We start from the raw sequence: 26,728 nt of genomic DNA on the forward strand, positions 1-26,728 counted from the left end.
GCGCGAGGACGAAAACGGGGTTGGGGGCGCGGGGAACTGCGCGAGCAGCCCCCCACGGCCCGCAGGCCAAAACGGGGTTGGGGGCGCGGGGAACTGCGCGAACGGCCCCCACGGCCCGCAGCCGTGCGCACGAACCCCTCCCCCGCGCTACGGCGCGCCCGTGGCAGGACCGCACCGAATGGCTCCGGACAAAGCTCCGGACAAAAGGGAGTTGGGGGCAAGCGGACATCACCGCGACGGGGCGCCATAGCGGCGGGCCTCTGAGACCAGGCGGGGGACTATCTCCCCCGCCCGGCCCAGGAAATAGAAGTGCCCACCCCTGTAGAGGTGCCGGCCGGCCGGCCGTGTCGTCGCCTCGGACCACGCGACCAGCTGCCTGGGCGAGACGACCGGATCGTCCGCACCCCCGAACAGCGACAGCCCCACCGGCACACGTGCCACCCTCGGACGCCACCCCTCCGCCAGGCGGAAGTCGTCCCGCACACGCGGAGCGATCCGTCGCCACACGTCGTCGTCGGACAGCGCGCGCTCCGGCATCCCGCCCATCTCCGCGAGAACCGTCCGCAGCTCGACGTCCGGCAGGCTGTGTACCGGCCGGCCCCGCCAGGACTCCGCCGCCAGCAGCGGGGCCCGGCAGGCGGACACCCCCAGCCAGCTCGGCATGCGAGCGCCCAACTCGGCGAGCTTGTACGTGAGTTCGTACGCCACCGCCGCGCCCATGCTGTGGCCGAAGAGGGCGTAGGGGCGGTCCAGGCTCGGCGTGATCGCCTCCGCGAAGTACGCCGCGAGCGCACGCGCGTCCTGGAGGGCGGGCAGGCCGCTCAGCCGCCGGCGCCCCGGTGCCTCCAGGAGGCAGACCTCCCAGTCGACCGGGAAGTGCTGCACCCAGTCGGCGAACACCCGGTGCGAACCCGCCGCGTGGTGCAGCAGGAAGATCCGCATCGCCGGGTCGGCCACCGGCCGGGGTATCACCACGGAAAGCGCGCGCTGGTCGAAGTAAGCGCCGAGTACTTCTCCCGGCTGCCCCGCCGGTCCCGGCAGGCCCGACAGGCCCGGCCGCTCCGGGTGTCCCACTGCTTCCATCTTCCCCCGCCTCCCCCAACCGCTCCCGCCGACCGCTCCGTACCGAGGTGCGGCGAAGCGAACGGCCGCCGCCGCTCGCCCCGCCGCACCGACCAGGGGGGCGCCTAGGGCACCAGCACCAGCCGCCCGCGCGTGCCGCCCTTGGCGAACTGGGCGTGCGCCTCGGCGGCCTCGTCGAAGCCGAAGGTGCGGGCCACGCGCAGCGTCAGCGCACCGGACTCGACCAGGAACACCAGCTCGGCGAGCTGGTCGGCGTTGCTCTGCACCGAGACCGCGTCGACGCGGATGCCGCGCTCGGGCTCCGGGGCGGCCGGGCCGAACACCCCGGTGTACGCGCCGCCGTCGCGGACCGCGGCCAGCGCGGCCGCGCCGAGGACCGCCGTGTCCAGGACGCCGTCCGCACCGGCGGGCAGCGCCGCCCGGACCGCCTCGGACAGGTTCTCCGTACGGCCGATGAACGTGGCGCCCGCTGCGGTGACGAACTCGCGGTCCTCGGGGCCCGCGACGCCGTAGACCTTGAGGCCTCGGCGCGCGGCGAGCTGGAGGGCGTAGCCGCCGACCGCGCCCGCCGCGCCCGTCACGACCAGGCTCTGGCCCTCGGAGAGGCCGAGGAGGTCGAGCGCCTGGAGCGCGGTGAGCCCGTTGAGCGGCAGGGTGGCCGCCTCGGTGGCCGGGACGCCGCTGGGGGCGATGGCCACGGCGGAGGCGTTCAGGACGATGTACTCGGCCTGGGCGCCGGCCATCGTGGCGAACCAGTCGGACAGGCCGACCACGGCCTCGCCCGCCTCGAAGTCGTCGACGCCCTCACCGAGCGCGTCGACGGTGCCGGCCACGTCCCAGCCGAGCGGGTACTGGTCGAGCTCCGGCAGGAAGGGGGCGAGGGCCCCGGCCCGGGTGGCCACGTCCACCGGGTTGACCGTGGCGGCCCGTACCCGGATGCGTACCTGGCCCGCGCCGGGCTCGGGGACCGCCACCTCGGCGACCTCCAGAACGTCCGGCTCTCCGAAGGCCTTCACGACGATTGCGCGCATGGGTCAAATACCTTTCTGGTGCGGGTGGTTGGGATGCTTGTGTGCGGGCTGCCCGCGAGGCTGACGCCGGGGTGCGGGGCCGGGGTGCGGGGCCGGGGGGCGGGCCGGCCCCGCGCCGTGAAGCCGGTTACGCGTCGGCCGTCGCCCGGCGCGACTTCGGCAGGAAGAACACGGCGAGCAGGATCATTCCGGCGAGCAGCACGCCGCCGTTGACCAGCGTCGCGGTGCGTACGCCGTCGAGGACGACCTGCGCGTCGGTCCTGCCGGGGTGCGGTTCGCCGGCGTGGGCGGTGGCGATGGTGCTGAGGACCGGGACGCCCAGGGTCAGGCCGACCTGCTGGGTCAGGGTGGTGAGGCCGGTGGCCAGGCCCTGCTCCTCGTCCGGGAGGCCCGAGGTCGCGGTCACCATGTAGGAGACCACCGCGGTGATGTGGCCGTAGCCGGAGACGGCGGTGCCGACCAGGACCAGGGTGATCCAGCTCTTGGTGTCGCCGACGAAGAACAACATGAAGCTGGCCGACGCCTGGATGGTGAGGCCGACGACCAGGCCTCCGGGGCCGCCCACCTTGCCGATGAGGCGCGGGGCGACGGTGCCGCCGACGAAGGCCGCGGCGCCGAGCAGGCCGAAGGTCAGGCCGGTGACGAGCGGGGAGTAGCCGAGGACGCGCTGGAGGTAGAGCGTCATCAGGAAGGTGAGGCTGCTCGCCATGGTGAAGGTGACGATGCCCGCGAAGTTGCCCCAGCGGACGGTGCGGCGCCTGACCACCCGTACCGAGACCAGCGGCTGGGCGGTGCGCAGCTCGATGGCCCAGAACAGGGCGAGCAGGGCGATGCCCGCGATCAGCGGGACGAGGGTGGCGGCGCTGGTCCAGCCCTTCTCCTGGGCGGTGCTGATGCCGTAGACCAGGGCGAGCAGACCGGCGGAGACGGTGACGGCGCCGGGGACGTCCAGCTTGGCGGTACGCGAGCCGCGGCTCTCCTGGATGACGGACAGGCCGATGAAGAACACGGCCGCGCCGACCGGCACGTTGATGAAGAAGGTCCAGCGCCAGCTCAGCAGGTCGGTCAGGACACCGCCGAGGACGGCGCCGGTGATGAAGCCGGCCGACAGCATGGCACCGTTGAGGCCGAGCGCCTTGGCGCGCAGCGGGCCCTCGGAGAACGTGGTGGTGAGCAGCGACAGGGCCGCCGGGGTGACGATGGCGGTGGCCAGGCCCTGGGCGACGCGGCCGACGAGCAGCATCTCGGGCGAGGTGGCGAGGCCGCCGACCAGCGAGGCAAGGGTGAGCATGCCCATGCCGGTCAGGAAGAGCCGACGCCGGCCGAACAGGTCGGCGACGCGGCCGAACAGGAGCGTGAACCCGGCCGCGGCGAGCGCGAACGCGGTGGTCACCCACTGGAGCGAGCCGATCGAGAAGCCGAGGCCGGTGCCGATGTCGGGCAGCGCGACGTTGAGGATCGAGAAGTCGGCGGCGAGCATGAACTGCGAGCCGAGGAGCAGGACGAGGATCAGCCGCTGACGGGACGTCATACGGAGCTGGGGCGGGTCGGCCACCGATGCGATGGTCGGCGTTTCACTGACGGTTGCGGACATGCGAACTCCTACACGGAACGGGCTGCGGTGACGGCAGTGGGGGGATTCATCGCTGGAGGGTGAGCGAGGGGCGTGCCACCTCCACCTCGTCCGTGGGAGCGGGGACGGGCGGCGCGGCGGGCGCCGGGCGGCGCGGCCGGCTCAGGAGCCGGACCAGCGGCATCTCGACGGCGTAGTACAGGACCGTCGCGGCGAGCAGGGAGAGCGCGAGGATCAGCGCGGTGACGCCGATCGCCTGGGGGGTGTCCCAGGAGCGGGTGGCGCCGAGCGCGTAGTGCACCCAGCGCATGACGAGCTGGTGAACCATGTAGAAGGCGAACGACACGTTGCCGAGCCAGACCATGGTCCGGCCGCGCCACGGGGAGGCCTTGCCCTGGATGTCGGCGACGGCGGCCGTGGGGATCAGCAGCGCCAGCGGGATGACCGCCCCGGCGACCAGGCCGAACAGGTAGGGCAGGTACGAGGAGCCGATGTAGCCGGCCAGGGACAGGACGGTGGCGGCTCCCAGGCCGATGCGCGGCCAGCGGCCGGACTCGACGATCAGCGCGAGGACGATGCCGAGGACGAACTCCAGCATGCGGACCGGCGGCAGGGTGTAGACGAACCACATGCGGTCCTCGGACACCGGCAGGCCCGGCACCAGGGGTCCGCCGTGGAAGAAGGTGTTGGCGAGCACCGGCATCAGCCAGACCAGGCCGACGAGCAACACGGCCGTGGGCCACAGGAGTTGCGGCCGGATGCGCCGCACGGCCCACAGGGTCGCCGGGAACATGAGGTAGAAGAACGCCTCACAACCCAGCGACCAGCTGGGGATGTTCATGCTGAAGAACACGCCGCCGCGCGGGAACCAGTCCTGGATCATGAACAGGTTGGGCAGCGAGTCGAGGCCGATGCCGCCGAAGTGACCGGTGAGCGTCAGTCCGCTCAGCGACAGGAAGACGAACGCGGCGGCCCACGTCACCAGGTGGTTGGGGATGATCTTCACCGCACGGCGGCGCCAGAAGCTCCGGGCCGGGTCGTACTTGCGGGCGGTCCAGGTGAGCAGGAAGCCGCTGAGGATGAAGAAGAAGGTCACCCCGACGCCGCCCTGGCTCGCCGAGTGCGACATCCACTTGTTGACCGTGGGCGAGGCGAAGATGGCGACGGCGTAGATGTGGAACGCGAAGACCATCAGGGCGGCGACGGTGCGCAGACCGGTGAGCGAGGGAAGTCTGTCTCTGCTGGGTGGCGCGACGGACGTGGTCACGGCGATCAATTCCTGCTTTCCTTTTCTCCAGGCGCATTGCCTTACGTAAGTGCAGTTGCTGTGCTTTCCCGGCGCCCTTTCGACGCTAGTGGCGCCACCATCGCGCGGGAATTCCGCTTTGGGTGCGCCCCCTTGTGTCGAAAGTGGTACGACCGGGGCGCGGCGGCCCGCTACGCGGCGTCGGGGTGGGCGTCGAGCACCGGGCGGACGGTGGCGAGCGCGTTCAGGGTGCGCGGGATGCCCGCGTACAGGGCGACCTGCGCGACGGCCTGGACGACCTCGCCCTTGGTGGCGCCGGCCCGCAGCGCGCCCGCGGTGTGGAAGGCCAGCTGGGGGGCGCTGTCGCCGAGCGCGGCGAGCATGCAGACGGTGGCGAGTTCGCGGGTGCGCAGGTCGAGCCCCGGGTCGCCGACGAGGGCGCCGAGGCCGTGCTGGATGTGCGCGCCGAGGCCCGGCGCGAGGTCGCCGATGGACTCCCACGGCGTGCGGTCGCCCTCGGCTGCCAGCGCGCGGAACACCTCCTCGCCGGTGCGCGGGGCGAGCGCGGGGCTGGCGTCGACGGACATGATGAGCCTCCTGGAAATACCTCTTGGGACGCATCCGGGCATGCCGCCGGAGGTATTCCGGTGTCACGCAATCGGAATACCCGGCGGACCGCTCAGCGCATAGCGTCGTGTTTCTCGGTGATGGATGCGGATGAAGGGCCGGTCGCTGGTGGACGGGCGTTTCGAACCGGCTTTCAGGACCGCCCTCTTGGAGCGGCGGCCCTGCGGGGACGACTCAGGCGGATACGGCGGCGGTGCGGCGGATGCGGCCGGAGATCCAGGTGTCCGTGCCGAAAGCCGGCTCGTCGAAGACCTTGAAGTCCCGCGCGGTGAAGACGAAGAGCCTGAGGGCCGAACCGGTCGGATCGGGCACGGCAGCGGCCCGGGCCGCTCCTGCGAAGGCGGGGAAGCGGTCGGCGAACACCGCGCTGCCACGGGCCAGTTGGACGCCTGCGGCCAGTGCGCAGTGCCCCTGGAGCTGAAGGCCCTGCCGGGTGCCGGGCGTGCCCGCCTGGGCGGTGTCAGCGACGGTCACCGAGACCCGGCCCGCGCTGTTCACGAGGTTCCGTACGTGCCCGGAACCGGGCCGTGTCAGGCAGTACAGATGGAGGTCGAAGTCATATGCGAAGTAGGCGTTGTGCGACCACGGCGCTCCGTCGTCGCCGACGGTCGCCATCGACAGCAGCCGGGTGCCGTCCAGCAGGGAGCCGATGGACTCCGTCACCGCCAGAAAACCGGGCTGTCCGTCCGGGTCGTGGTCCAGGTCGATGCGCATCGGGGAATGCGTCTCCTCTACGGGTACCGGCGGCGGCCCGGGGGATCGGCCGCCGCCGGAGTCTGGGGAACCGGTGCTCAGGACAGGAAGTGGCCGCCGTCGACGGTGACCACGGAGCCCGTGCTGAAGCCGTTGTTCATCAGGTACACGTAGGTGCTCGCGACCTCGGACACCTTGCCGACGCGGCCCACGAGGAGCTTGTCGCCGAGTGCCTGGTACAGCTCCTCGGGCTCGGGGACGCTGCCGTCCCACAGCTCGGTGCGGGTCGGCCCGGGGCGGACCACGTTGACCCGGATCGGGCCGAGTTCGACGGCGAGGGCGCGGCCGAGGGCCTCGGAGGCGCTGGTGATGGAGGCGGCGACCATCCAGCCCTTGGCGGGGCGGGCGCCGGCGCTGCCCGAGCTGAGCACGATGGAACCGCCCTCGCGGATGTGGGCGGCGCCGTAGCGGGCCGCGGTGAACGCGCCCCAGTAGCGGACCTTGAAGAACTCCTGCGCCTGCGCCACGTCCGTCTCGTCGAACGACTTGATCTGGAGCGGGTCGCCGGCGGTGTAGACGAGGTGGTCGAACGCGCCGAGCCCGTCGAAGAAGCGGCGCACCTCGTCCTCGTCCGTGACGTTCAGGCTGAAGCCCTGGGCGTCGTCCGGCAGCCGCTTGAGGGCGCGGTCGACCTTGTCCTGGCTGCTGGAGGCGATGACCACCTGCGCGCCTTCGGCGGCGGCCAGTTCGGCGACCGAGAACCCGATGCCCGAGCTGCCGCCGAGGAGCACCACACGCTTTCCTGCAAGGCTCATTTCCGTACCTTCCCAATTGTTCGGCAAGTCGATTTCCGATGTGCCAACAATGCACGCGGCTCAACTCCCGCGTCCAATACCTAAGTTGCTTCCTGTGATACCCGAACCGCACCAAAGGAAAAGCAAGAAGGAAGGAGAACGACATGGACCTCGATCTTCGCAAGGTGCGCTACTTCGTGGCCGTCGCCGATCTGCTGCATTTCGGCCGGGCCGCCCAGACGCTGCACATAGCCCAGCCCGTACTCAGTCGGCAGATTCGCTCGCTCGAACAGGACATCGGACTCGAACTCCTCGCCCGCAACCGGCGTTCGGTGGCGCTCACGGCCGCCGGGCGGCAATTCCTGGACGACGCGCGCGAGTTGCTCGCGAGTGCCCAGGCGGCCCGGCACCGGATGTACCGGGCGGCGGGCGGCGAGTCGCAGCTGACGGTCGGCTTCGGCTGGGGCATGACGGTGGCCGCGATCACCGCGGAGTTCGCGGCGCGCCACTTGGAGGTGACGGTGGACGTACGCCAGCTCGCGCCCGGCACCGAGGCCGAGGCGGTGCTGCGGGGCGCCGTGGACGTCGCCTTCGTGCGCGCGCCGGTGCCGAGGGACGGCATCGAGCTGACCCCGCTGGGCAGCGAGGACCTGGTGGCCGTGCTGCCCGCCGGCCACCGGCTCGCCGCGGCGCCCGCCCTGACCGGCGCGGACCTGGCGGGCGAGCCGCTGCTGCGCCGGGCCGGCGGGGTGCAGAGCGTGGTGCGCGGGGAGGCCTCGCTGATGCGGGCCGCGTGGAGCGCGGGGCCGGTCGAGGAGGAGCTGGAGATGGTGGCGCGCGGCTGTGGGATCACCCTGCTCCCGCAGTCCGCCGCCGCCTTCTACACCCGCCCCGGGGTGCGCTACGTACCCCTGCTCGACCTCGCTCCGCAGGAGATCTGCCTGGCCCGCGCGGCCACCGACCGCTCGGACCTGACGGCGTCGTTCGTCCGCACGGCCGAGGCGGCGGGGTGGGCGGGAGCCCGTCCGGCCGAGGCGGCGGGGTGGGCGGGAGCCCGCACGCCCGCCCCCGCCTGAGGAGACCGGAGACGGCCTACGGCTCCAGCACCACCTTCCCCATGACGTGCCCCGACTCGATCAGCTCGTGCGCGGTGGAGGCCTCTTCGAGAGGCAGCGCCCGGCCCACGTACGGGCGCAGCAGGCCCTGCTCGGCGAGGGCCGCCATCGCCTCCAGGCCCACGTAGTCGGGCTCCACCGAGACCCCGGCGAAGCGGAAGCCCGCCTCGCGGGTGCGGGCGGCCAGGGCCGCGTCGGAGCGGGCGATCGCGGTGACGAGAAGGCCGCCGGGGCGCAGGGTGCGCAGGGAGCGGTCCGCGTAGTCGCCGCCGATCAGCTCCAGGACCGTGTCGACGTCCTTGACGGCGTCCTCGAAGTCCACCGCCCGGTAGTCGATCACCTCGTCCGCGCCGAGCCCGCGCAGGAACTCGTGCTTGGCCCGGCTCGCCGTGGTGATGACGTGTGCGCCGCGGGCCTTGGCGATCTGGATGGCCAGGTGCCCCACTCCCCCGCCGCCCGCGTGGATCAACACCCGTTGTCCCGGCCCCACTTGGGCGACCTCGACCAGGCTCTGCCAGGCGGTGAGGCCGGCCAGCGGGATCGCCGCGGCCTGGGCGTGGCTCAGCGCGGCCGGCTTGCGGGCGAAGTGGCGCGAGGGGGCCGCGACGAACTCGGCGTAGGCGCCCGCCGCGCGCGGGAACAGCGGCATGCCGAAGACCTCGTCGCCCTCCTGGAAGCGGGAGGTGCCGGGCACGACGTGCTCGACGACGCCCGAGACGTCCCAGCCGAGGATGAACGGCGGCTCTCCGTGCAGTGGGAAGGCGCCGCTGCGGATGATGGCCTCGACCGGGTTCACCCCGATCGCCTTGACCCGCACCAGGATCTCGGTGGGCAGCGGCACGGGCCGCTCCGCCTCCCCGAGGGTCAGCACCTCGGGCCCGCCGAAGGCCTGCTGGACGATCGCTCGCATACGAATGCTCCTGTCGTGTCCGGTACTTGGGGGTACTCAGGGGACTGCTACGTCCCGCATCCTTCCCTTTCCACCCCTCAGGAGAAGCCCGAACTATTCCGACGGAGTAGCCGGATGCAACTTTTGAAACCCGGCCGGGGGCCCATGGGGGAATTCTCTCCGAGAGGGCGGCTCACTACTGTCATTTCCTGTCGGACGGCAGCACATTCAACGCCTGCCGAAACCAGTGGAGTTCAGGGAGAAAAGCCGTGACCATTCAGCAGGATGTCGCCACCTCCGCACCCGCGACGCTCGGCTCGGAGGGCGACGACGGAATCATTCTGACCGTCGTCGCAAGCTTCGAGAACATAGCCGCCGAGCACCGCGACGAATTCCTGGAGGGCGCCCAGCGCGAGGCATACCTCTCGCTGCGGGACGAAGAGGGAACGATCAGCTACCACATCGTTCCGGACCAGGACGACCCCACGCGGGTGGTGTTCCAGGCGACGTTCACCGACGAGGCGTCCTACCTCCAGCACCAGAACAACGCCCCGGCCCAGGAGTTCCTGGAGATGGTGGCCCGCAACAAGATCGACGGGCCGAACATCTACGTCAACAACTTCTCCATCCCCAACGTCAACCACCCGCCGCGCGGCATCTGAGGCGCACCGGCCCCCGCCCCCCTTCGATGGAGCAGGACATGACCGACAACACGCCTACCGTTCTGATCACCGGAGCCACCGCCGGGCTCGGCCGCCACCTGGCGCACGAGCTGGTGGCCGGCGGCCGGCGCGTGCTGGTGCACGGGCGGGACCCCGAGCGGGTCCGCCGGCTCGCCGCGGAACTGGGCACGCTCGCCATCCCGTGCACGGCCGATCTGTCCTCGCTCGCCGAGGTGGAGTACCTGGCCGAACAGGTCCGTGCCGCCACGTCCCGGCTCGACGTCCTGGTCAACAACGCCGCCGTGGGCTTCGGCCCGCCCGGCGAGGCCAGGCAGACGAGCCGGGACGGGCACGAGCTCCGGTTCGCCGTGAACTACCTCGCCCCGGTGGCGCTCACCCGCTCACTGCTTCCGCTGCTGGCGCGCACGGCCCCGGCCCGCGTCGTCAACATCGGCTCCGTGGGCCAGGCGCCATTCGATCCGGCCGAGGCCACCTTCTACGACAACTACCGCGGTGTGGTGGCCTATCGGCGCTCCAAGCTCGCGCTGGTCGCCTTCACCTTCGACCTCGCCGAGGAGCTGCGCGGCAGCGGCATCAGCGTCAACTGCCTGCACCCGGCGGGCTTCATGGACACCGGCATGGTGCGCGAGAGCCGCATCCAGCCGCTGGCCACCGTCGAACAGGGCGCGGCGCCCACGCTGCGTCTGATCACCGACCCGGGCATGGAACACGTCACGGGCGAGTACTTCGACGGCTTCTTCCCGGGCCGGGCCCTGTCGGAGGCGTACGACCGCCAGTTCCTCGGGAAGCTGCGCAAGGTCACCGACCAGCTGCTCGGCCGCGTCGAGGTGCCCGCCGGGGTCTGCCCGTACACCTTCGAGGGACAACTCCCTTCGGTGGGCGCCTCGTTGGGGCCGGTGAACTTCCGGATGTCCGGCGCGCCGACCGTGCTGCGCGCCACCGTGCGGGGCTGAGCCGACGCCCGCGCGCCCCGCCCCGTACGACCAGCGACAGGAGAGGAGTGTCATGAATTCCGCGACGACCGCCCTGGCGTCCATCGACGACAGTCTCGGCCCGGTGGGCCGCAGGTTCTTCGGTGACGGCCACCGCAGGGTCGACTACCGGTTCGGCGACGTGGTCGTCGCCCCGGGACCGCAGGGCAGCGGCACCATCACCGCGACCGCGTCGGTGATCTGCCCGCCCGACTGGTCCAAGAAGGGCGACACCGACCAGCGCCCCCACCTGAGCACCATCGACGCCCTGATCATCGGCGCCCGCCTCGGCGAGATGTTCCTGACCCGCAGGCACGGCCTGAGCGAGCGCGAGCGGGCGGCCATGTGGGTGCGCCGGGTGGAGATCCGCGCCGGGAACGCACCGGACGAGGAGCACCTCGAAGCGCTCACCGCCGAGGCGCGCCTGCGCACCACCCGGGAGCACGACGGCGACCCCTCGGCCGCTCTCTCGGTCCTCGACTGCACGGTCGGCGGCATGCGAGTGCGCTGCGACATCGTCCACCCGGCGGGCCGCCTGACCGCGGCCGGCACCGCCGCCTACGACACCGACCTGGCCGCGCTGCCCGCGGGCGTCTACGGCGAGGGCTTCAAGCACCGGCGCCAGCCGATCACCGAGGTCACCGTCGACCTCGCCGGACAGCGCGCCGACGCCACCGTCACCGTGGTCCCGGTGCCGGGCGCGCACCGCGGCGCGGTCGGCATGGAGGGCTCCTACCAGCCGTCGGTGTCCTTCATCGACGCCTTCGTGGTGGCCCTTCAGATGGGCCAGGCGCTCCTGTACGGCCTCGACGGCGTGGACCGCGCGCACAGCAACACGCTGTGGATGCGCCGCACCGTCCTGGAGAGCGACACCCCGCACCGCACCGCGGACACCCCCTTCCCGGTGACCACCGAGCTCACCGACAGCACGCTCCTGGAGGTGCGCGGGGCCCGGTGGCGCACCGCCGACATCACCAGCGGCTGCGCGGGCGTACGCGTCATGTGCTCGGTGACCCACGAGATCCCCCGGCTCGCCGCCACCGCCGCCGGCTGAGCAGCACGCCCGACTCCCCTATCCGAAAAGGCAGTTACGCACATGAGGCTTGGCATCTCCGGCACCTACTCGTCCGGGAAGACCCTGACCGCGCTCGCCCTCGCCCACTACACCGGCCTGCCGCGCACCATGGCGAAGACCATGCGCGAGATCCTCCCGGAGGCGGCTCCCGGCAAGACCCTGGAGGAGTGCACCGCCGCCGAACTGCTCCAGATGATCGTGGTGCGCCACACGGAGCGGGTGAAGTACGAGTACCAGCTCGCCGACGGCTTCGTCTCCGACGGCTCCTCGCTCCAGGAGTGGATCTACGGCGCGCTGCGGGTCCGCGTCGGCATCAACCCGAACGACTCGGTGGGCCTGGCCGAGGGCGAGGACGTCGAACGCACCGCGGAGATCGCCTTCTTCGACGCCGTGATGCGTCAGCTGGGCGTCTCCTTCAAGCAGCACGTCAAGCGGAGCTTCGACGCCTTCGTGCACCTGCGCAACGAGCTCCCGCTCTCCGCCGACGGGCACCGCCCGGTCAACAACCGCTTCCGCACCATGGCCGACGAGCGGCTGCTCGAAGTCCTGGCGGAACTGGAGATCCCCGTCCACATCATCGGCGGAACACTGCCGGAGCGCCTTCGCGAGATCGTCGCCATCACGGGCCTGACCCCGGTCATGACCGAGGAAGAGGCGATAGCGAAGGCACGGGAGGCGTACGGGCAGATCGACACCACGATCGAGACGCGGCGCGAGCCGGCGATCGCCGCCTGACCACCCAACCGTCCACACGAGCCATCCGACGACCGACCGGCAGACAGTTGACGCCGTGCGCCGGTCGGTCGCCGCATGGTCTCGCTCAGACCATCGAGGGTCCAGCATGGATAGTACTACCCGACTGACGGCTGTTCTGGAGGGGCTGGGGACCGCGCTCCCGCCCCGTGTCGTCACCAACGCGGAGCTGGCCGAGCGGCTCGACACCTCGGACGAATGGATCCGCAGCCGTACCGGAATCACCGAGCGGCGCATGGCCGGGCCGGACGTCGCCACCAGCGACCTCGCGGTCGAGGCGGGCGAGCGGGCCCTGAAGTCCGCCGGGGTCAGCGAGGTCGACCTGGTCGTGGTCGCCACCACCACCCCCGACCACCCGTGCCCGGCCACCGCGCCGGACGTCGCCTCCCGGCTCGGCCTCGGCCCCGTCCCCGCCTACGACATGGCCGCGGTCTGCTCCGGATTCGTGTACGCGCTCTCGGGAGCGGCCGGGGCGATCGCCTCCGGCCAGGCCCAGCGCGTCCTGGTGATCGGGGCGGAGACCTTCACCTCCATCATCGACCCCGAGGACCGCTCGGGCGCCGTCATCTTCGGCGACGGCGCCGGCGCGGTGGTGCTGCGGGCCGGCCGGGCCGACGAGCCGGGCGCGCTGCTCGGCTTCGACCTCGGCAGCGACGGGGCGCTCGCCGACCTCATCAAGATCCCCGGCGGTGGTTCGCGGCAGCGGGCCGGCGGCCGAGCTCCCGACCCGGCGGACTCCTGGTTCACCATGCAGGGCCGCCAGGTGTTCACCAACGCCGTGAAGCGGATGGCCGATTCGGCCGGCACCCTGCTCGGCCGGATCGGCTGGGAGGTGGACTCGGTGGACCGCTTCGTCGGCCACCAGGCGAACGTCCGCATTCTGCACGCCGTGGCCGAACAGCTCGGGGTACCCGTCGAGCGTGCCGTGATCAACCTCGACAAGGTCGGCAACACCTCGGCCGCCTCCATCCCGCTCGCCCTCGGCGACGCGGCGGCGGCCGGTGACATCACGGCCGGCGACCGCGTCCTGATGAGCGCGTTCGGTGGCGGCGTCACCTGGGGCTCGGCCGCCCTGGTGTGGCCCGAACTCACCCCGGTGTGACCGCCCCGGCTGACATGAACTCCCGTACGCACAAAGCCACTTCGAGCATCCCCAGAAGGAGAAAGTCGATGTCACAGCTGCTGGCCGACGACCTCATACAGATCCTGACCGACAAGTACGGCCTCCCGTCCGAGGAGCTCTCCGCCGAGACGCGCTTCGAGGCCCTCGAATTCGACTCGCTCGTCATGGTGGAGCTCGCCGTGATCCTGGAGCGCCGCCTCGGCGTCCCGGTCACCGACGACGAGCTCCTGTCCGTCGAATCCATCGGCGAGGCCGCCGAGCTGCTCAGCACCAAGGGTGTGAAGGTCTGATGCAGTGGGACACCACACGCGCACCGCTGGCCGGTGACTCCCCGGAGGTCCTGATCGTGGGCGCGGGCCCGGTCGGCATCACGCTGGCCTGCGAGCTGCTCCAGCAGGGCGTACGCATCCGGCTCATCGACCGCCGCGCCCGCATCGACGAGTCCGACCCGCACTCCAAGGGCATCCTGGTGTGGCCGCGCAGCCTCGAAGTGCTGCGCCGGATCGGCGTCAGCGAGCGCCTGGCCGCGACGGGCCATCAGAGCGAGGGAGTCGGCTACTACTCCGAGGGCCGGCTGCGCGGCACCGCGCACATGCACCGGCTGCCCGACTCGCCCTACCCGTTCGTCCTGACACTGCCCCAGCGCGAGACGGAGCGCGTGCTGCGCGACCGGCTCGCCGAGCTCGGCGGGTCCATCGAGTTCGGCACCACCATGGAGGACCTGGACACCACCTCGCAGACGCTGCCCCGGGCCGTGCTCAGCCGCTCCGACGGCACCGCCGAGACCGTGCTCCCGCTCTACCTGGTCGGCGCCGACGGCCCGGGCTCGCTCACCCGCGAGATGCTCGGCATCCGCTTCGACGGCGAGCCCATCGACGTCACGTACGCGATCGGCGACGCCCCCATCACCGGCGGGGTGCCCGACAACGCGCAGTACTACTACTCGCGGGACGGCGTGGTGGCCCTGGTGCCGCTGGCCGGCGGGCACTACCGGATCGCCGCGAACATCCCGCACCGCGGCGCGGACGAGGGCAACCCGTCGCGTGAGCTCATCGAGAAGGTCATCAACCAGCGTGCGCACACCGACTTCAAGGTGGGCGAGCCGGTGTGGACCCGCTCGTTCCGCCCGCGGCTGGGTCTGGCCGAGCGGTTCAGCCAGGGGCGCTGCTTCCTGGTCGGCGACTCCGCGCACGTGATCAGCCCGGCCGGCGGCCAGGGCATGAACATCGGCTTCCAGGACGCCGCCAATCTGGGGTGGAAGCTCGGCGGGGTGATCCAGGGCCGGCTCGACGAGGCGATCCTGGAGACGTACCACCCCGAGCGGAGCGTCGGTGCCGTACGGATGTCGAAGACGTCGGCGGCGCAGGCCCGCTTCGCGATGCAGCGCTCCACACTGCGGATCGCGGTGCGCGACGCGATCTTCGTAACGGCCGGCTGGACCGGTCTGATCCAGCGCATCCTGGTGCCGCTGCTCGCCCAGGCGGACGTCGACTACTCGGAGTCGGTCACCGACCCGCTGTTCCGCCGCATTCCGCACCCGGCCCGGGTCGGCCAGCGCGTGCCGCTGTTCGCACCGCCCGTGCAGGACAACGGGGTTCCGGCGCTCGACCCGTACAAGTACACCGTGGTGCTGTGGCCAGGCCGCCGGGTCCCGGCCGACTGGGCGGACACGGTGGCCGGTCTGCGCCGGCGCTTCACCGGCCAGGTCGCCGTGCTCGACCTGGGCGGGCTGGACGCGGCGGCCGCGAAGCCGCTGCGCCGGGCCTTCGGCAAGCAGCCGGTGATCGCGACCGTGCGCCCCGACGGGCACCTGGCGCACCGCGCTCCGGTGACCGCGCCCGCCCGGACCCAGACCTTCCTGCGCGGGGCCGCCCCCACCGAGGTCCCGGTGCCCGCCCTCGCCTGAGGAACGGTCCCGGTCCGGCAGCTGCACCTGCCGAACTCCCCTGCTCCACCCATGAGTCACCACTCCGATCCAGCCATGAGTCACGAGGAGACAGCCATGTCCGTCCAGACGATCGCCGGCACCACCGAGACGATCCAGGAGTTCTTCACGCGCTTCGGCGCGGGCGACCTGACCGCCCTGCTCGACCTGTTCACCGACGAGGTCGACTGGAACGTCCCCGGCTCGGCCACCGTGCCGTGGACCGGGCGCCGCACCACCAAGGAGGAGCTGGCGGCGTTCTTCGTGAGCGCGGGCGAAGAGGTGGAGACCACCGAGCGGTTCGAGGTGGACAGCATCGTCGCCGAGGGCGATACCGGTGTCGCGCTCGGGCGCTTCATCCACGTCATCCGGCGCACCGGCAAGAAGTTCAGCTCGGAGTTCGCGCTGCACATCGCGGTGGCCGACGGCAGGATCCGGCTCTACCACATGTTCGAGGACGGGGCCGCGGCGGCCGAGGCGTTCGCCGCCTGACGGCCGAGCCGCCCGGCGCGGGGCGGGAGGGGTCTCACCTCTCCCGCCCCGCGGGCTGCGGCACCCGGCCCAGCTGGGAGCGCGGCTGGAGCGGAGCGATCAGCGAGGCGGCGACCGCCTTGTTGACGGCGTCGATGCGGGACACGGCGTCCAACTTGCCGAAGATGTTGCGCAGATGACGCTTGACCGTGCCCTCGGTGATGCCGAGCCGCACCGCGATCTGACGGTTGCTCAGAGCCTGGGAGACCAGGGTGAGCAGCTCCCGCTCGCGCGGCGAGATGCGGTTGTCCTGCGCGCCCGGTGCCAGCGCCGCGAACTGGGACACCGAGATCTGCACCTCGTCGCCCTCGCGCATCACACCCCGGATCACCGAGGCCAGATGGTGCCGGCTCACCCGCTTGTTGAGGTAGCCCCGGATGCCGAGGGCCAGCAACTCCCGTACCAGGTCCGGGCTTTCGTGCATGCTGAGGATGATGATCCGGGTGCGCGGGGACACTTCGAGGACGCGCGGGACCGTCATCCCCACGGGTGCGCCCGGCATCTCCACGTCGAGGAGCAGGACGTCGGGCCGCAGCCGTGCGCAGAGCGCGACGGCCTGAGCGCCGTCCGCGCCGTCGCCCACCACCTCGAAGTCGCCCTCGGCCTCCAGGCATTCGCGCAGGGTCTCGCGCAGGATCGCGTGGTCGTCGACGAGCAGGATGCGCACCGGGGGCGCCGGGGTCTCGGTCACGGCCGCCGCCCCAGCGGCAGCGGCAGCCAGGCGGTGACCCGGGTGCCCCGGCCCGGCACGGAGGCCACGGTGAGCGTGCCGCCCAGGCCCCGGGCGCGTTCGCGCATGGAGGCCAGGCCGATCCCGCGGCCGGCCGGTGGTGCGCCGATCATGTCGAATCCCTTTCCGTTGTCCTCGACCACCGCGGACGCGGTCGTGTCGGTGATGTCCGCGTAGACCACGACGTGGTCCGCCGCCGCGTGCGTGGACACGTTGCGCAGCGCCTCGCACAGGATCAGGAACAGCTGGCCGCGGTGTTCGTCCGGGAGCCGCGCGGGCTGCCCGGTCACCTGGACCACCACCCTCGTCCCGACGGGCATGAGCCCCTTCGCGAAGGCGCGCAGGTCCCCGGCCAGGTCGGTGCGGGCGAGCGGGCGAAGGCCGCCCGGCGCTTCGGTGCGGGCCGCCAGCGGGGCGCGGCCGTCGGACAGCTGCCCGGCCAGCTCGCGGGTGACCCGCATCGCCTCGGCCAGGGCCCGCAGGCCCCCGGAGATCCGCTCGGCGGCCAGCTCCGGGTCTTGGGTCAGGTGCAGCTCGACGAGCTCCAACTGCCTGTGCGCGACGGCGAGTTCATTGCCCACCCGGTCGTGCAGTTCACGTGCCACCCACTGGTGACGGCTCCGCCCGGTCCACTGGCGCCGGCGGGTCTCCTGCTGCCGCATCGGTCGTTCCTTCCTCGCTGGGTGCGTGACGGAGTACGTACGAACAGGGGAGGGCCGTGGGGCGGCACCGGCAGTGCGCGCACCCTCACCAACGAGCACCACAATAAAATACCTTCACGAAGGAATCAATCTCTGGCATGCTGATTCCCGGATCAGGGACCCGAATTCACCGCCCGGTCGGCCGAGGCCGGCCCCTCAGTTCAGGCAGGAGTACTCATGACCGTGCTCGACCAGAGGCTCGACGCGCACACCCGGCTCGGCGAACTGGAACGGCTGCGCGCCCGGGCCCACGAAGGGCCCGAGCCCCAGGCCACCGAACGTCAGCACGCCCGGGGCAAGTTGACCGCCCGCGAACGCGTGGCGCTGCTCCTCGACGAGGGCTCGTTCACCGAGATCGAGTCGCTGCGCCGGCACCGCGCGACCGGCTTCGGCCTGGAGCACAAGCGCCCCTACAGCGACGGCGTGGTCACCGGCTGGGGCACCGTCGAGGGCCGCACCGTCTTCGTCTACGCCCATGACTTCCGCATCTTCGGCGGCGCCCTCGGCGAGGCGCACGCCGAGAAGATCCACAAGCTGATGGACCTCGCGTTCGCCGCCGGCGCCCCGCTGGTCAGCCTCAACGACGGGGCCGGCGCCCGCATCCAGGAGGGCGTCTCCGCGCTCGCCGGATACGGCGGCATCTTCCGCCGCAACGTGGCGGCCTCCGGGGTGATCCCGCAGATCAGCGTGATGCTCGGCCCCTGCGCGGGCGGCGCGGCCTACTCCCCCGCCCTCACCGACTTCGTCTTCATGGTCCGCGGCATCTCGCAGATGTTCATCACCGGGCCCGACGTCGTGCAGGCCGTCACCGGTGAGAAGGTCAGCCAGAACGAGCTGGGCGGCGCCGATGTGCACGCCCAGCTGTCCGGGGTGGCGAGCGCCGCCTACGACGACGAGGAGAGCTGCCTCCTCGACGTGCGCCACCTGCTGTCCCTGCTGCCCGCCAACAACCACGAGACGGCGCCCGCGCTGCCCTGCGAGGACCCGGCCGACCGGCGCTGCGACGGGCTCCTCGACCTCGTGCCCGCCGAGCCCAGCCGCGCCTACGACATGCGGCGGGTCATCGAGGAGGTGGTGGACGACGGCGACTTCTTCGAGGTGCACTCCGCCTGGGCCGCCAACCTCGTCTGCGCGCTCGCCCGGCTCGACGGCCAGGTGGTGGGAGTCGTCGCCAACCAGCCGTCGGCGGTGGCCGGGGTGCTCAACATCGAGGCGTCCGAGAAGGGCGCCCGCTTCGTGCAGTTCTGCGACGCGTTCAGCATCCCGCTGGTGACCCTGGTCGACGTGCCCGGCTTCCTGCCCGGCGTCGACCAGGAGCACGAGGGCATCATCCGGCACGGCGCCAAGCTGCTGTACGCGTACTGCAACGCGACCGTGCCGCGCATCCAGCTCATCGTGCGCAAGGCCTACGGCGGCGCCTACATCGTGATGGACTCGCGCTCCATCGGCGCCGACCTCTCGCTCGCCTGGCCGTCCAACGAGATAGCCGTGATGGGCGCCGAGGGCGCTGCCAACGTCATCTTCCGCCGCGAGATAGCCGCCGCCGAGGACCCCGACGCGGCTCGCGCCCAGCGCATCAAGGAGTACGAGAGCGAGCTGATGCACCCCTACTACGCCGCCGAACGCGGCCTCGTCGACGAGGTCATCGACCCGCGCGACACCCGCTCGGTGCTGATCCGGGCGCTGGCCATGCTGCGCGGCAAACACGCCGACCTGCCGGCCCGCAAGCACGGGAACCCGCCGGTATGAGCGCCCCCGACGGCCGCGCCGCCGCCTTCCACGTCGTACGCGGCGCACCCGACCCGCACGAACTGGCCGCCCTCACCGCGGTGTTGCTGGGCCTCGCCCGCAGCGCCGAACAGCCCGCCCCCACCGCTCCGCCGCCCCGGCCCGGCTGGCGCCGGCCACGTCGGGCGGGGCGGCCGGGCGCCGGATCCTGGCGGCGCTGACACCTTCGGTGCCGGCGCCCTGCCCCTTCCGAAGCAGCCACGGCCGACAGTCGAGCGCCGGCCGTTAGCGTTCCCGAAACGTCAGTGTTCCCGGAGCGCAGTGTTCCCGGAACCCCAGGGACGGAAGGAGTCGGGCGATGGCACCGGACCGCGCGGCGATACGCGAACAGCTCGTGCACGGCACCACTGAACGGGTCACGGGGCGACAGCAGTTGAGGTGTCTGGACACCTGGGCCCGCTGTGCGCCGATCCGGCTCGCGGGATACGAGGAGGACCTCGCCGAGCCGCACATCCTGCCCGGAATCGACTGAGCGGGGCCCCGGGCGGCCGGTCGGCCGCCCAGAGCCCCGCTCATCGTTCCCGCGCCCGCGGGCACACCCGAAGGCTGCCCGCGCGCCCGCCTACAGGAAGGAGTTGATCTCGATCGTCTCGGTACGGCCGGGGCCGACGCCGATCGCGGAGATCGGCGCTCCGGACATCTCCTCCAGGGCCTTCACATAGGCCTTCGCGTTCTTCGGCAGCTCGTCGAAGGTCTTGGCCTTGGTGATGTCCTCGGACCATCCCGGCAGCTTCTCGTAGATCGGCTTCGCGTGGTGGAAGTCGGTCTGGGAGTACGGGAGTTCCTCGACGCGCTTGCCGTCGATCTCGTACGCGACGCACACCGGGATCTCCTCCCAGCCGGTCAGCACGTCCAGCTTGGTGAGGAAGAAGTCGGTCAGGCCGTTCACGCGGGTCGCGTAGCGGGCGATCGGCGCGTCGAACCAGCCGCAGCGGCGGTCACGGCCGGTGGTGACACCGCGCTCACCGCCGATGCGGCGCAGCGCCTCGCCGTCCTCGTCGAACAGCTCGGTCGGGAACGGGCCCGCGCCGACGCGGGTCGTGTAGGCCTTGAGGATGCCGATCACGCGGCTGATCTTCGTCGGGCCCACGCCCGCACCCGTGCAGGCGCCGCCCGCCGTCGGGTTCGAGGAGGTGACGAAGGGGTACGTGCCGTGGTCCACGTCGAGCAGGGTGCCCTGGCCGCCCTCGAAGAGCACGACCTTGTCGTCGTCGAGCGCCTTGTTGAGGATCAGCGTGGTGTCGGCGACGAACGGCTTGAGCTGCTCCGCGTACTGGAGCATCTCCTCGACGATCTTGCCGACCTCGATCGCGCGGCGGTTGTAGACCTTGGCGAGCAGCTGGTTCTTGCCCTCAAGGGCCGCCTCGACCTTCTGCTCCAGGATCGACTCGTCGTAGAGGTCCTGGACGCGGATGCCGACGCGGTTGATCTTGTCGGCGTAGGTCGGGCCGATGCCGCGGCCGGTGGTGCCGATCTTCCGCTTGCCGAGGAAGCGCTCGGAGACCTTGTCGAGCGTGACGTTGTACGGCGTGATCAGGTGAGCGTTACCGCTGATCAGGAGCTTGGACGTGTCGACGCCTCGCTCGTTCAGTCCGCTCAGCTCGGAGAGCAGGACCGCCGGGTCGACGACGACTCCGTTACCGATCACCGGGGTGCACCCCGGTGAGAGGATCCCGGAAGGGAGAAGATGCAGCGCGTACTTCTGGTCGCCTACGACAACCGTGTGGCCGGCATTGTTGCCGCCCTGGTATCGCACCACATAGTCAACGGATCCACCGAGGAGGTCGGTGGCCTTTCCCTTGCCCTCGTCACCCCACTGAGCACCGAGCAGCACAAGTGCGGGCACAGGCGTACACCCCTTCCGGGCGGGGCATGTCCAAGGTCAGGGGCATACGCGTTCCATATGTGGATGCGTACACCATGGGCCTGAACCGAAGAACGCTTGCCCCGGAATAGACGAAGCCCCTGGCGCAATAGCGCAAGGGGCTCTTGCACAAAGATGCTACCCGAGGAAGGACCGAGGTGTCGGCTGCGCACCAGCTCGTCGTGCTCATCGACCCGGTCGCCCGCCGTATTGACGGCGAGTCCGTACGGATCGCGAAAGATGTGCTGTGTGCGGGAGCACAGGCGAAAATCTGCTGGCCACAGGGCCCGGAGGAGTTCGCCAGGGCACTGGCCCGCAGGGGCGGACGGCGCACCGTGGTGGTCGGCGACGACCAGGCGCTGCTACGTACGGTGACCACGCTGTACAAGGAGCGTGAGCTCGACCGGGGCGCTCTCGCCCTGGTTCCGGTGGGTTCGGCGGACTCGCTGGAGCTGGCCCGCACGCTCGGGGTGCCGATGGGGGCGGTGGCGGCCGCGCGGGCCGCCCTGGAGGGCGCCGGGCGCCGGCTCGACCTCCTCGTCGACGACAGCGACCAGGTGGTCCTCGGCGCGCTGCGCGTCCCGGCACCGCCGCACCCGCTCCGCGCCCGGCCCGCCTCGCCGACGGTCTGGGGCGCGGCCCGTTCGGTGCTCCGCACCCTGGTGCGGGCGCCCGCCCCGGTGTCGGCGGCCGTCGCGCACCGCCTCCGGGTCGAGGCCGACGGGGTGCTGCTCAGCGATCTGGACCGGCCGGTGGCGGGGGTGTCGGTGGCCTCGGCCGACGGCCTCGCGCAGGTGGTGGTGCACGGGCGCACCGGCGAGCGGGCGCGGGCGGCCGCGCGGGCGGTGACGATCTCGGGGCCGGTGGGCGGCTTCCGCTACCGGGCGGACCAGATCGTGGCGGGCCCGGTCCGCACGCGGACGTGGACCGTGCGGGCGGGCGCCTGGGAACTGGTCCTGCCCGGCTGACCCTGAGGCTTTCAGGGGCGCGGGGAACTGCGCGAAAGGGATGCCGGGGCGCGGGGGCCCGCGCCTAGCGGGGTGGGATGGGAGGGAGGTCGAGGGTGGTGCGGTGTTCGCGCCAGCGGTCCATCAGCTGGGACAGCTCGCCGTGCAGGAACGTGAAGAACGCCGCCGTCTCCGCCATCCGCGCCCCCGCCGCCGTACCGGGCCCGCCCGCGCTCGCGACCCCGTCCCGCATGACCTGCTCCCAGCGGGTCAGGATCCGGTCGCGGTTGGTGAAGGTCTCGTACCAGAGCTCGTTGTGCAGCACGTACCGGTCGCGCCGGGAGCCCGGCTCGCGCTCGCGCCCGACCATGTTGACCTGGGCCAGGTAGCGCACCGCGCCCGAGACCGCGGCCGGACTGATCCGCAGGGCCGCGGCCAGTTCGGCCGAGGTCATCGAGCCGGTCTCGGAGACGAGCAGCGCCGCGAAGACGCGGGCCGCCATCCGCTGCATGCCCGCCTCGGCGAGCTCGGCGGCGAACCGCTCGACGAAGCGGCCCGCCGCGTCCTCGTCCCGCCCCTCCGGACCGCCCTGGCCGCCCGCCGTGTCCCTCGCGTCCGGCCCGTCCGGCACCTTCCGCCCCTTGTCCTCCGCGCTGCTCATGACCTCGACCCTATCTGCCCCTTCATACGGTTCCTTATCTTCACAAGTTCGTGAAAGTACAGTACGTTCAAAAACATGACGAAGGCAATCACGGTCGCCGGACTGCACAAGTCGTTCGGGCGCACCCGCGCCCTGGACGGGCTCGACCTCGCCGTCGAGGCCGGGGAGGTCCACGGGTTCCTCGGCCCCAACGGCGCCGGGAAGTCCACCGCCATCCGGGTGCTGCTCGGACTGCTGCGCGCCGACTCCGGCACCGCCCGGCTGCTCGGCCGCGACCCCTGGGCCGACGCCGTGGAGCTGCACCGGCACGTCGCGTACGTGCCCGGCGACGTGACCCTGTGGCGCAACCTCTCCGGCGGCGAAGTCATCGATCTGTACGGCAGGTTGAGGGGCGGCCGCCTCGACGCGTCACGCCGCCGGGACCTCGTCGCGCGCTTCGAGCTCGACCCGACGAAGAAGGGCCGCACCTACTCCAAGGGCAACCGGCAGAAGGTGGCCCTGGTCGCCGCGTTCGCCTCCGACGTCGACGTACTGATCCTCGACGAGCCGACCTCCGGGCTCGACCCCCTCATGGAGGAGGCCTTCCAGGACTGCGTCAAGGAGGAACGCGACCGAGGCCGCACCGTCCTGCTCTCCTCGCACCTGCTCAGCGAGGTGGAGAGCCTCTGCGACCGGGTGAGCATCATCAGGCGGGGCCGGACGGTGGAGACGGGCTCACTCGCGGAGCTCCGCCACCTCACGCGCACCTCCGTGACGGCCGAACTCGCTTACGCACCGGGCGAATTGGGGCGGCTGCCCGGCGTGCACGACCTCGACGTACAGGGCGGGCGGGTCAAGTTCCAGGTCGACACGGACAAGCTCGACGCGGTGCTGCGCTCGCTCACCGAGTCGGGCGTACGGTCCCTGACCTGCACGCCACCGACCCTTGAGGAGCTGTTCCTGCGCCACTACACGGGGGCGGAGGAGGTGGCCGCGCGATGACCACGATGGTGTTGCCGCTTGACGGGCATTTCCGCGAACTGGCGGGCACGAGAGGTCTGTTGAGGCTGGCGCTGCGCCGGGACCGGATGATGATCCCGGTGTGGGCGGTCGCGCTCGGCGGCCTCGTCGCGAGCGGCGCGAGCACGCTGGAGAAGGTGTACACGACGGCCGCCCAGCGCGCGGACATCGCACGCTCGATGAGCGACAACGGCTCACTGCGCGCCCTGTACGGACCCGTCTTCGGCGACTCGCCGGGCGCCCTGACCGCGTGGCGGTTCGGCGGGTTCGGGTACGTGCTGGCGGCGGTGATGAGCCTGCTGATCGTGGTGCGGCACACGCGGGAGGAAGAGGAGACGGGCCGTCAGGAACTGCTCTCCTCGGCGATGGTGGGCCGCCGTGCGCCCCTCACATCCGCCTTGCTCGCCGCGCTGGTCGCGAACACGGCGGTGGCCGCCATCATCACGGCCGGACTGGCCAAGTCGACCGGAAACACGGCGAGTTCGGCGGCGCTCGGCCTGACCACCGGGGCGGTCGGAATGCTGTTCGCGGCCATGGCGGCGATCATGGCGCAGGTGACGGAGAGCGCGCGGCTCGCCAAGGGCCTGACGGGTGCGGTGCTCGGCGCGGCGTTCCTGCTGAGGGCGGCAGGCGACACCGCGACCCGCGACGCCTCCTCGGTACTCGACCGGCTCTCTCCGCTGGGCTGGGCCGAGAACGTACGGCCGTACGCGGGCGAGCGGTGGTGGGTGCTGCTGATCATCGTGGCGGCGGCCCTCGCGCAGGGGGCGGCGGCATACGTGCTGGCCGGGCGGCGCGACCTCGGGATGAGCTTCGTGCCGCCACGGCCCGGCCCGGCCGAGGGGCGCATCGCGACGGCGTTCGGGCTCGCCTGGCGCCTCCAGCGCGGTGGCGTGCTCGGCTGGGCCATCGGATTCGCGCTGGCCGGGCTGCTGTTCGGCGGGATGGCCGACGGGGCGGCGGCACTGGTCGGCGACAACGCGCGCACCAGGGAGATCGTCCAACGCATGGGCGGTCAGACGGGGTTGACCGACGCGTTCCTGGCCACGATGGCCGGCCTGCTGGGGATGGTCGCGGCGCTGTACGCCACCTCCTCGGTGCTGCGGCTGCACGGCGAGGAGACCGGCGGGCGGGCCGAACCGGTCCTGGCGGCCTCGGTGGGCCGGGTTCGGTGGGCGGCCGGGCACCTGGTGATCGCGTTCGGCGGGGCGGCCCTGATCATGGTGACCGGCGGGCTCGGCCTGGCGGCCGGCCACGGTGGCGACACCGGTCCGCTCCTCGGCGCGGCCCTGGTCCAACTCCCCGCGATCTGGACCCTGGCGGGCCTTGCGGTGCTGCTGTTCGGCGCGTTCCCGAGGCTCGCCCCCGGGGCCCTCGGCGTGGTGGCCCTGTGCCTGGCCCTCGGCTGGATCGGCCCCGCCCTGAACCTGCCGACCGCCGTCCTGGACGTGTCCCCCTTCGGCCATCTGCCCAAGCTGCCGGGCGTGGAGATGGCGTGGACTCCGGTACTGCTCCTGACGTCGCTTGCCGCAGTGCTGGTCGGGGCGGGGCTTGAGGCGTTGCGGCGCCGGGACGTGGTGGGCTGAGGACGGTTCGCGGGTGGCTCAGCACTCCACCCGGAGCTCCTTGAGCCCCCGGATGACGAACCCGGGTCCCCACTCGGGTTCGCTGGCAAGGCGCATCCGAGGTGCCTTCCTCAGCAACTCCCCGAAGGATGCGAGCAGTTCGAGCCGGGCGAGCGGGGCGCCGAGGCAGTAGTGGATGCCGGCACCGAAGGAGATGTGCGGGTTGTCCGCGCGGGTGAGGTCGAGGACGTCGGGGTCGGCGAAACGGGCGGGGTCCCGGTTGGCCGACCCGAAGAGCAGGGCGACCTCGCTGCCGCGCGGCAGCGTCTGCCCGGCGAACTCGATGTCTTCGAGCACCCAGCGCTCGAAGAGCTGGAGCGGGGTGTCGTACCGCATCAACTCCTCGATGGCCGTGGGCAGAAGGACGTCCGGGTCGGACCGGAGGGCGGCGAGCTGGGCGGGGTTGCGGAGCAGCGCGTACCAGCCGTTGGCGGTGGTGTTCACGGTGGCCTCGTGGCCGGCGTTGAGGAGCAGCACGCAGGTGGAGATCATCTCCTGCTCGGTGAGGCGGCGGAGGGCAGCGCTTTCGCCTTCGCCGTCGCTTTCGGCCTCCTCGTCGTGCGCGGCGATGAGGGCGGAGATCAGGTCGTCCAGGCCGGGCTTCTTGCGCCGCTCGGCGATCAACTCCCGTAGATACGCCGTGAATTCGACCGAGGCCCGGACGGCTCGTGCGGCGGTCTCCTCACCCGGGTCGAGCTCGTACATGCCGCAGATCGCGGCGGACCAGGGCCGCAGGAGGTGCCGGTCGGCGTCGGGGATGCCGAGGATCTCGGCGATGACGGCGACGGGCAGGGGCTCGGCGACCTCGGCCACGAGGTCACCCCCGCCGGCCGCGCGGAAGTCGTCCACGAGACGGGCGGCGAGGCGGCGCACGGTGGGGGCGAGGCGCTCCACGGTGCGGGGGTTGAAGGCCTGCGAGACGAGCCGGCGGATCCTGGTGTGGTCCGGGGGCTCCAGGTCCAGCATGCCGCCGTCGTTGAGGGTGTGGAACGGTTCGTGCGCCGGGGGCGGGGGCGTCCGGCCGAACTCGGCGTGGGTGAAACGGTGTTGGTAGGTACGGCCCAGCCTCCGGTCCCGGAGCAGCGCGCGGACGTCGGCGTGGTGGGGGATCAGCCACTGCCCGGTGGGCGGGTAGTGGTGGATGCGGCCCCCTGCCCGGAGTTCCTCGTACGCGGGGTAGGGGTTGGCGATGAAGTCGCGCTCGGCGGGGCGGAAGGGGATGGGGTGCATGGGCTCGACGATCCGGGTTCACCCCCGGGGAGATCAAGGGGGCGGGCCGGTTCGAGCCCGTCGGCCGTCGAC

General features: G+C 71.8%; 28 protein-coding genes. 15 read left to right on the top strand and 13 right to left on the bottom strand.

Features of this window, described 5'->3' with window-relative positions; all coding sequences use genetic code 11:
- Positions 1-228: 228 nt before the first annotated feature.
- The 7 genes from ACFYZA_RS17945 to ACFYZA_RS17975 form a co-directional block, all read right to left on the bottom strand.
- Complete coding sequence (locus ACFYZA_RS17945; RefSeq protein ID WP_388491406.1) at positions 229-1,083, bottom strand: thioesterase II family protein; 855 nt, start codon at positions 1,081-1,083, stop codon at positions 229-231.
- 104 nt (positions 1,084-1,187) lie between these two features.
- Entirely contained in the window at positions 1,188-2,114 is a 927-nt protein-coding gene (locus ACFYZA_RS17950; protein WP_388491409.1) for an NADP-dependent oxidoreductase, read from the bottom strand.
- A 127-nt stretch (positions 2,115-2,241) separates the two neighbouring features.
- Positions 2,242-3,708, bottom strand: a complete 1,467-nt coding sequence (locus ACFYZA_RS17955; RefSeq protein ID WP_382599072.1) for an MFS transporter — start codon at positions 3,706-3,708, stop codon at positions 2,242-2,244.
- A 46-nt stretch (positions 3,709-3,754) separates the two neighbouring features.
- Positions 3,755-4,954, bottom strand: coding sequence for an acyltransferase family protein (locus tag ACFYZA_RS17960; protein WP_382599074.1), 1,200 nt, complete (start codon positions 4,952-4,954; stop codon positions 3,755-3,757).
- A 170-nt stretch (positions 4,955-5,124) separates the two neighbouring features.
- Positions 5,125-5,520 (bottom strand): carboxymuconolactone decarboxylase family protein, encoded by a 396-nt coding sequence (locus ACFYZA_RS17965; RefSeq protein WP_382599076.1) that lies wholly within the window; start codon positions 5,518-5,520, stop codon positions 5,125-5,127.
- Between the two features lie 214 nt (positions 5,521-5,734).
- A complete protein-coding gene (locus tag ACFYZA_RS17970; RefSeq protein ID WP_388491411.1) occupies positions 5,735-6,274 on the bottom strand; it encodes a pyridoxamine 5'-phosphate oxidase family protein in 540 nt (179 codons plus the stop codon).
- Positions 6,275-6,351: 77 nt separating this feature from the next.
- Positions 6,352-7,068: an SDR family oxidoreductase gene (locus ACFYZA_RS17975; RefSeq protein ID WP_388491413.1), complete on the bottom strand. Its 717-nt coding sequence runs from the start codon at positions 7,066-7,068 to the stop codon at positions 6,352-6,354.
- Positions 7,069-7,211: 143 nt separating this feature from the next.
- Here ACFYZA_RS17975 and ACFYZA_RS17980 point away from each other — a divergent pair, with 143 nt between their 5' ends.
- On the top strand, positions 7,212-8,123 hold the full coding sequence (locus ACFYZA_RS17980) for a LysR substrate-binding domain-containing protein (protein WP_388491415.1): 912 nt from the start codon (positions 7,212-7,214) through the stop codon (positions 8,121-8,123).
- Between the two features lie 16 nt (positions 8,124-8,139).
- Here the strand turns inward: ACFYZA_RS17980 and ACFYZA_RS17985 are convergent, their stop codons facing one another.
- Positions 8,140-9,072: an NADP-dependent oxidoreductase gene (locus tag ACFYZA_RS17985; protein ID WP_388491418.1), complete on the bottom strand. Its 933-nt coding sequence runs from the start codon at positions 9,070-9,072 to the stop codon at positions 8,140-8,142.
- Positions 9,073-9,320: 248 nt separating this feature from the next.
- Between ACFYZA_RS17985 and ACFYZA_RS17990 the strand changes: the two genes are divergently transcribed.
- The 8 genes from ACFYZA_RS17990 to ACFYZA_RS18025 all read left to right on the top strand — a co-directional run bounded on the left by ACFYZA_RS17990 (position 9,321) and on the right by ACFYZA_RS18025 (position 16,072).
- Positions 9,321-9,713: a putative quinol monooxygenase gene (locus tag ACFYZA_RS17990; RefSeq protein WP_382599086.1), complete on the top strand. Its 393-nt coding sequence runs from the start codon at positions 9,321-9,323 to the stop codon at positions 9,711-9,713.
- 38 nt (positions 9,714-9,751) lie between these two features.
- On the top strand, positions 9,752-10,687 hold the full coding sequence (locus ACFYZA_RS17995; RefSeq protein WP_382599087.1) for an SDR family NAD(P)-dependent oxidoreductase: 936 nt from the start codon (positions 9,752-9,754) through the stop codon (positions 10,685-10,687).
- Between the two features lie 52 nt (positions 10,688-10,739).
- Positions 10,740-11,759 (top strand): AvrD family protein, encoded by a 1,020-nt coding sequence (locus tag ACFYZA_RS18000; RefSeq protein WP_388491422.1) that lies wholly within the window; start codon positions 10,740-10,742, stop codon positions 11,757-11,759.
- Positions 11,760-11,801: 42 nt separating this feature from the next.
- A complete protein-coding gene (locus ACFYZA_RS18005) occupies positions 11,802-12,515 on the top strand; it encodes an AAA family ATPase (protein ID WP_382599091.1) in 714 nt (237 codons plus the stop codon).
- 106 nt (positions 12,516-12,621) lie between these two features.
- Positions 12,622-13,635: a beta-ketoacyl-ACP synthase III gene (locus tag ACFYZA_RS18010; RefSeq protein WP_382599094.1), complete on the top strand. Its 1,014-nt coding sequence runs from the start codon at positions 12,622-12,624 to the stop codon at positions 13,633-13,635.
- A gap of 68 nt (positions 13,636-13,703) precedes the next feature.
- On the top strand, positions 13,704-13,946 hold the full coding sequence (locus ACFYZA_RS18015; RefSeq protein ID WP_382599096.1) for an acyl carrier protein: 243 nt from the start codon (positions 13,704-13,706) through the stop codon (positions 13,944-13,946).
- Positions 13,946-15,562 (top strand): FAD-dependent monooxygenase, encoded by a 1,617-nt coding sequence (locus ACFYZA_RS18020; protein WP_388491425.1) that lies wholly within the window; start codon positions 13,946-13,948, stop codon positions 15,560-15,562. The genes ACFYZA_RS18015 and ACFYZA_RS18020 overlap by 1 nt, the downstream gene beginning before the upstream one ends.
- Before the next feature lie 96 nt (positions 15,563-15,658).
- Positions 15,659-16,072, top strand: coding sequence for a nuclear transport factor 2 family protein (locus tag ACFYZA_RS18025; RefSeq protein ID WP_388491428.1), 414 nt, complete (start codon positions 15,659-15,661; stop codon positions 16,070-16,072).
- Between the two features lie 34 nt (positions 16,073-16,106).
- On the opposite strand, the gene ACFYZA_RS18030 is transcribed toward ACFYZA_RS18025, so the two are convergent.
- Both ACFYZA_RS18030 and ACFYZA_RS18035 read right to left on the bottom strand, forming a co-directional pair.
- Positions 16,107-16,802, bottom strand: a complete 696-nt coding sequence (locus ACFYZA_RS18030) for a response regulator (RefSeq protein WP_388491431.1) — start codon at positions 16,800-16,802, stop codon at positions 16,107-16,109.
- Positions 16,799-17,503, bottom strand: coding sequence for a sensor histidine kinase (locus ACFYZA_RS18035; RefSeq protein ID WP_388491434.1), 705 nt, complete (start codon positions 17,501-17,503; stop codon positions 16,799-16,801). Before ACFYZA_RS18035 ends, ACFYZA_RS18030 begins: the two co-directional genes overlap by 4 nt.
- Positions 17,504-17,719: 216 nt before the next feature.
- Here ACFYZA_RS18035 and ACFYZA_RS18040 point away from each other — a divergent pair, with 216 nt between their 5' ends.
- From ACFYZA_RS18040 to ACFYZA_RS18050, 3 genes are all read left to right on the top strand, one after another.
- Positions 17,720-19,291 (top strand): acyl-CoA carboxylase subunit beta, encoded by a 1,572-nt coding sequence (locus ACFYZA_RS18040; protein ID WP_388491436.1) that lies wholly within the window; start codon positions 17,720-17,722, stop codon positions 19,289-19,291.
- Positions 19,288-19,491, top strand: a complete 204-nt coding sequence (locus tag ACFYZA_RS18045) for an acyl-CoA carboxylase subunit epsilon (RefSeq protein ID WP_382599108.1) — start codon at positions 19,288-19,290, stop codon at positions 19,489-19,491. Before ACFYZA_RS18040 ends, ACFYZA_RS18045 begins: the two co-directional genes overlap by 4 nt.
- A gap of 137 nt (positions 19,492-19,628) precedes the next feature.
- On the top strand, positions 19,629-19,802 hold the full coding sequence (locus ACFYZA_RS18050; protein ID WP_382599110.1) for a hypothetical protein: 174 nt from the start codon (positions 19,629-19,631) through the stop codon (positions 19,800-19,802).
- Positions 19,803-19,892: 90 nt separating this feature from the next.
- Here ACFYZA_RS18050 and ACFYZA_RS18055 read toward each other — a convergent pair whose 3' ends face one another.
- Positions 19,893-21,176: an adenylosuccinate synthase gene (locus tag ACFYZA_RS18055; RefSeq protein WP_100573773.1), complete on the bottom strand. Its 1,284-nt coding sequence runs from the start codon at positions 21,174-21,176 to the stop codon at positions 19,893-19,895.
- Between the two features lie 176 nt (positions 21,177-21,352).
- Here ACFYZA_RS18055 and ACFYZA_RS18060 point away from each other — a divergent pair, with 176 nt between their 5' ends.
- Positions 21,353-22,162: a diacylglycerol kinase gene (locus tag ACFYZA_RS18060; protein ID WP_382599112.1), complete on the top strand. Its 810-nt coding sequence runs from the start codon at positions 21,353-21,355 to the stop codon at positions 22,160-22,162.
- Between the two features lie 64 nt (positions 22,163-22,226).
- On the opposite strand, the gene ACFYZA_RS18065 is transcribed toward ACFYZA_RS18060, so the two are convergent.
- A complete protein-coding gene (locus ACFYZA_RS18065) occupies positions 22,227-22,802 on the bottom strand; it encodes a GbsR/MarR family transcriptional regulator (RefSeq protein WP_382599114.1) in 576 nt (191 codons plus the stop codon).
- A gap of 75 nt (positions 22,803-22,877) precedes the next feature.
- Between ACFYZA_RS18065 and ACFYZA_RS18070 the strand changes: the two genes are divergently transcribed.
- Both ACFYZA_RS18070 and ACFYZA_RS18075 read left to right on the top strand, forming a co-directional pair.
- Positions 22,878-23,783 (top strand): ATP-binding cassette domain-containing protein, encoded by a 906-nt coding sequence (locus ACFYZA_RS18070; RefSeq protein WP_388491441.1) that lies wholly within the window; start codon positions 22,878-22,880, stop codon positions 23,781-23,783.
- Complete coding sequence (locus tag ACFYZA_RS18075; RefSeq protein WP_388491444.1) at positions 23,780-25,387, top strand: ABC transporter permease; 1,608 nt, start codon at positions 23,780-23,782, stop codon at positions 25,385-25,387. Before ACFYZA_RS18070 ends, ACFYZA_RS18075 begins: the two co-directional genes overlap by 4 nt.
- 18 nt (positions 25,388-25,405) lie before the next feature.
- Here ACFYZA_RS18075 and ACFYZA_RS18080 read toward each other — a convergent pair whose 3' ends face one another.
- Positions 25,406-26,656, bottom strand: a complete 1,251-nt coding sequence (locus ACFYZA_RS18080) for a cytochrome P450 (protein ID WP_388491447.1) — start codon at positions 26,654-26,656, stop codon at positions 25,406-25,408.
- Between the last annotated feature and the right edge of the window lie 72 nt (positions 26,657-26,728).

It is taken from the genome of Streptomyces sp. NPDC001828 (assembly GCF_042892175.1).
Taxonomy (GTDB): Bacteria; Actinomycetota; Actinomycetes; order Streptomycetales; family Streptomycetaceae; genus Streptomyces.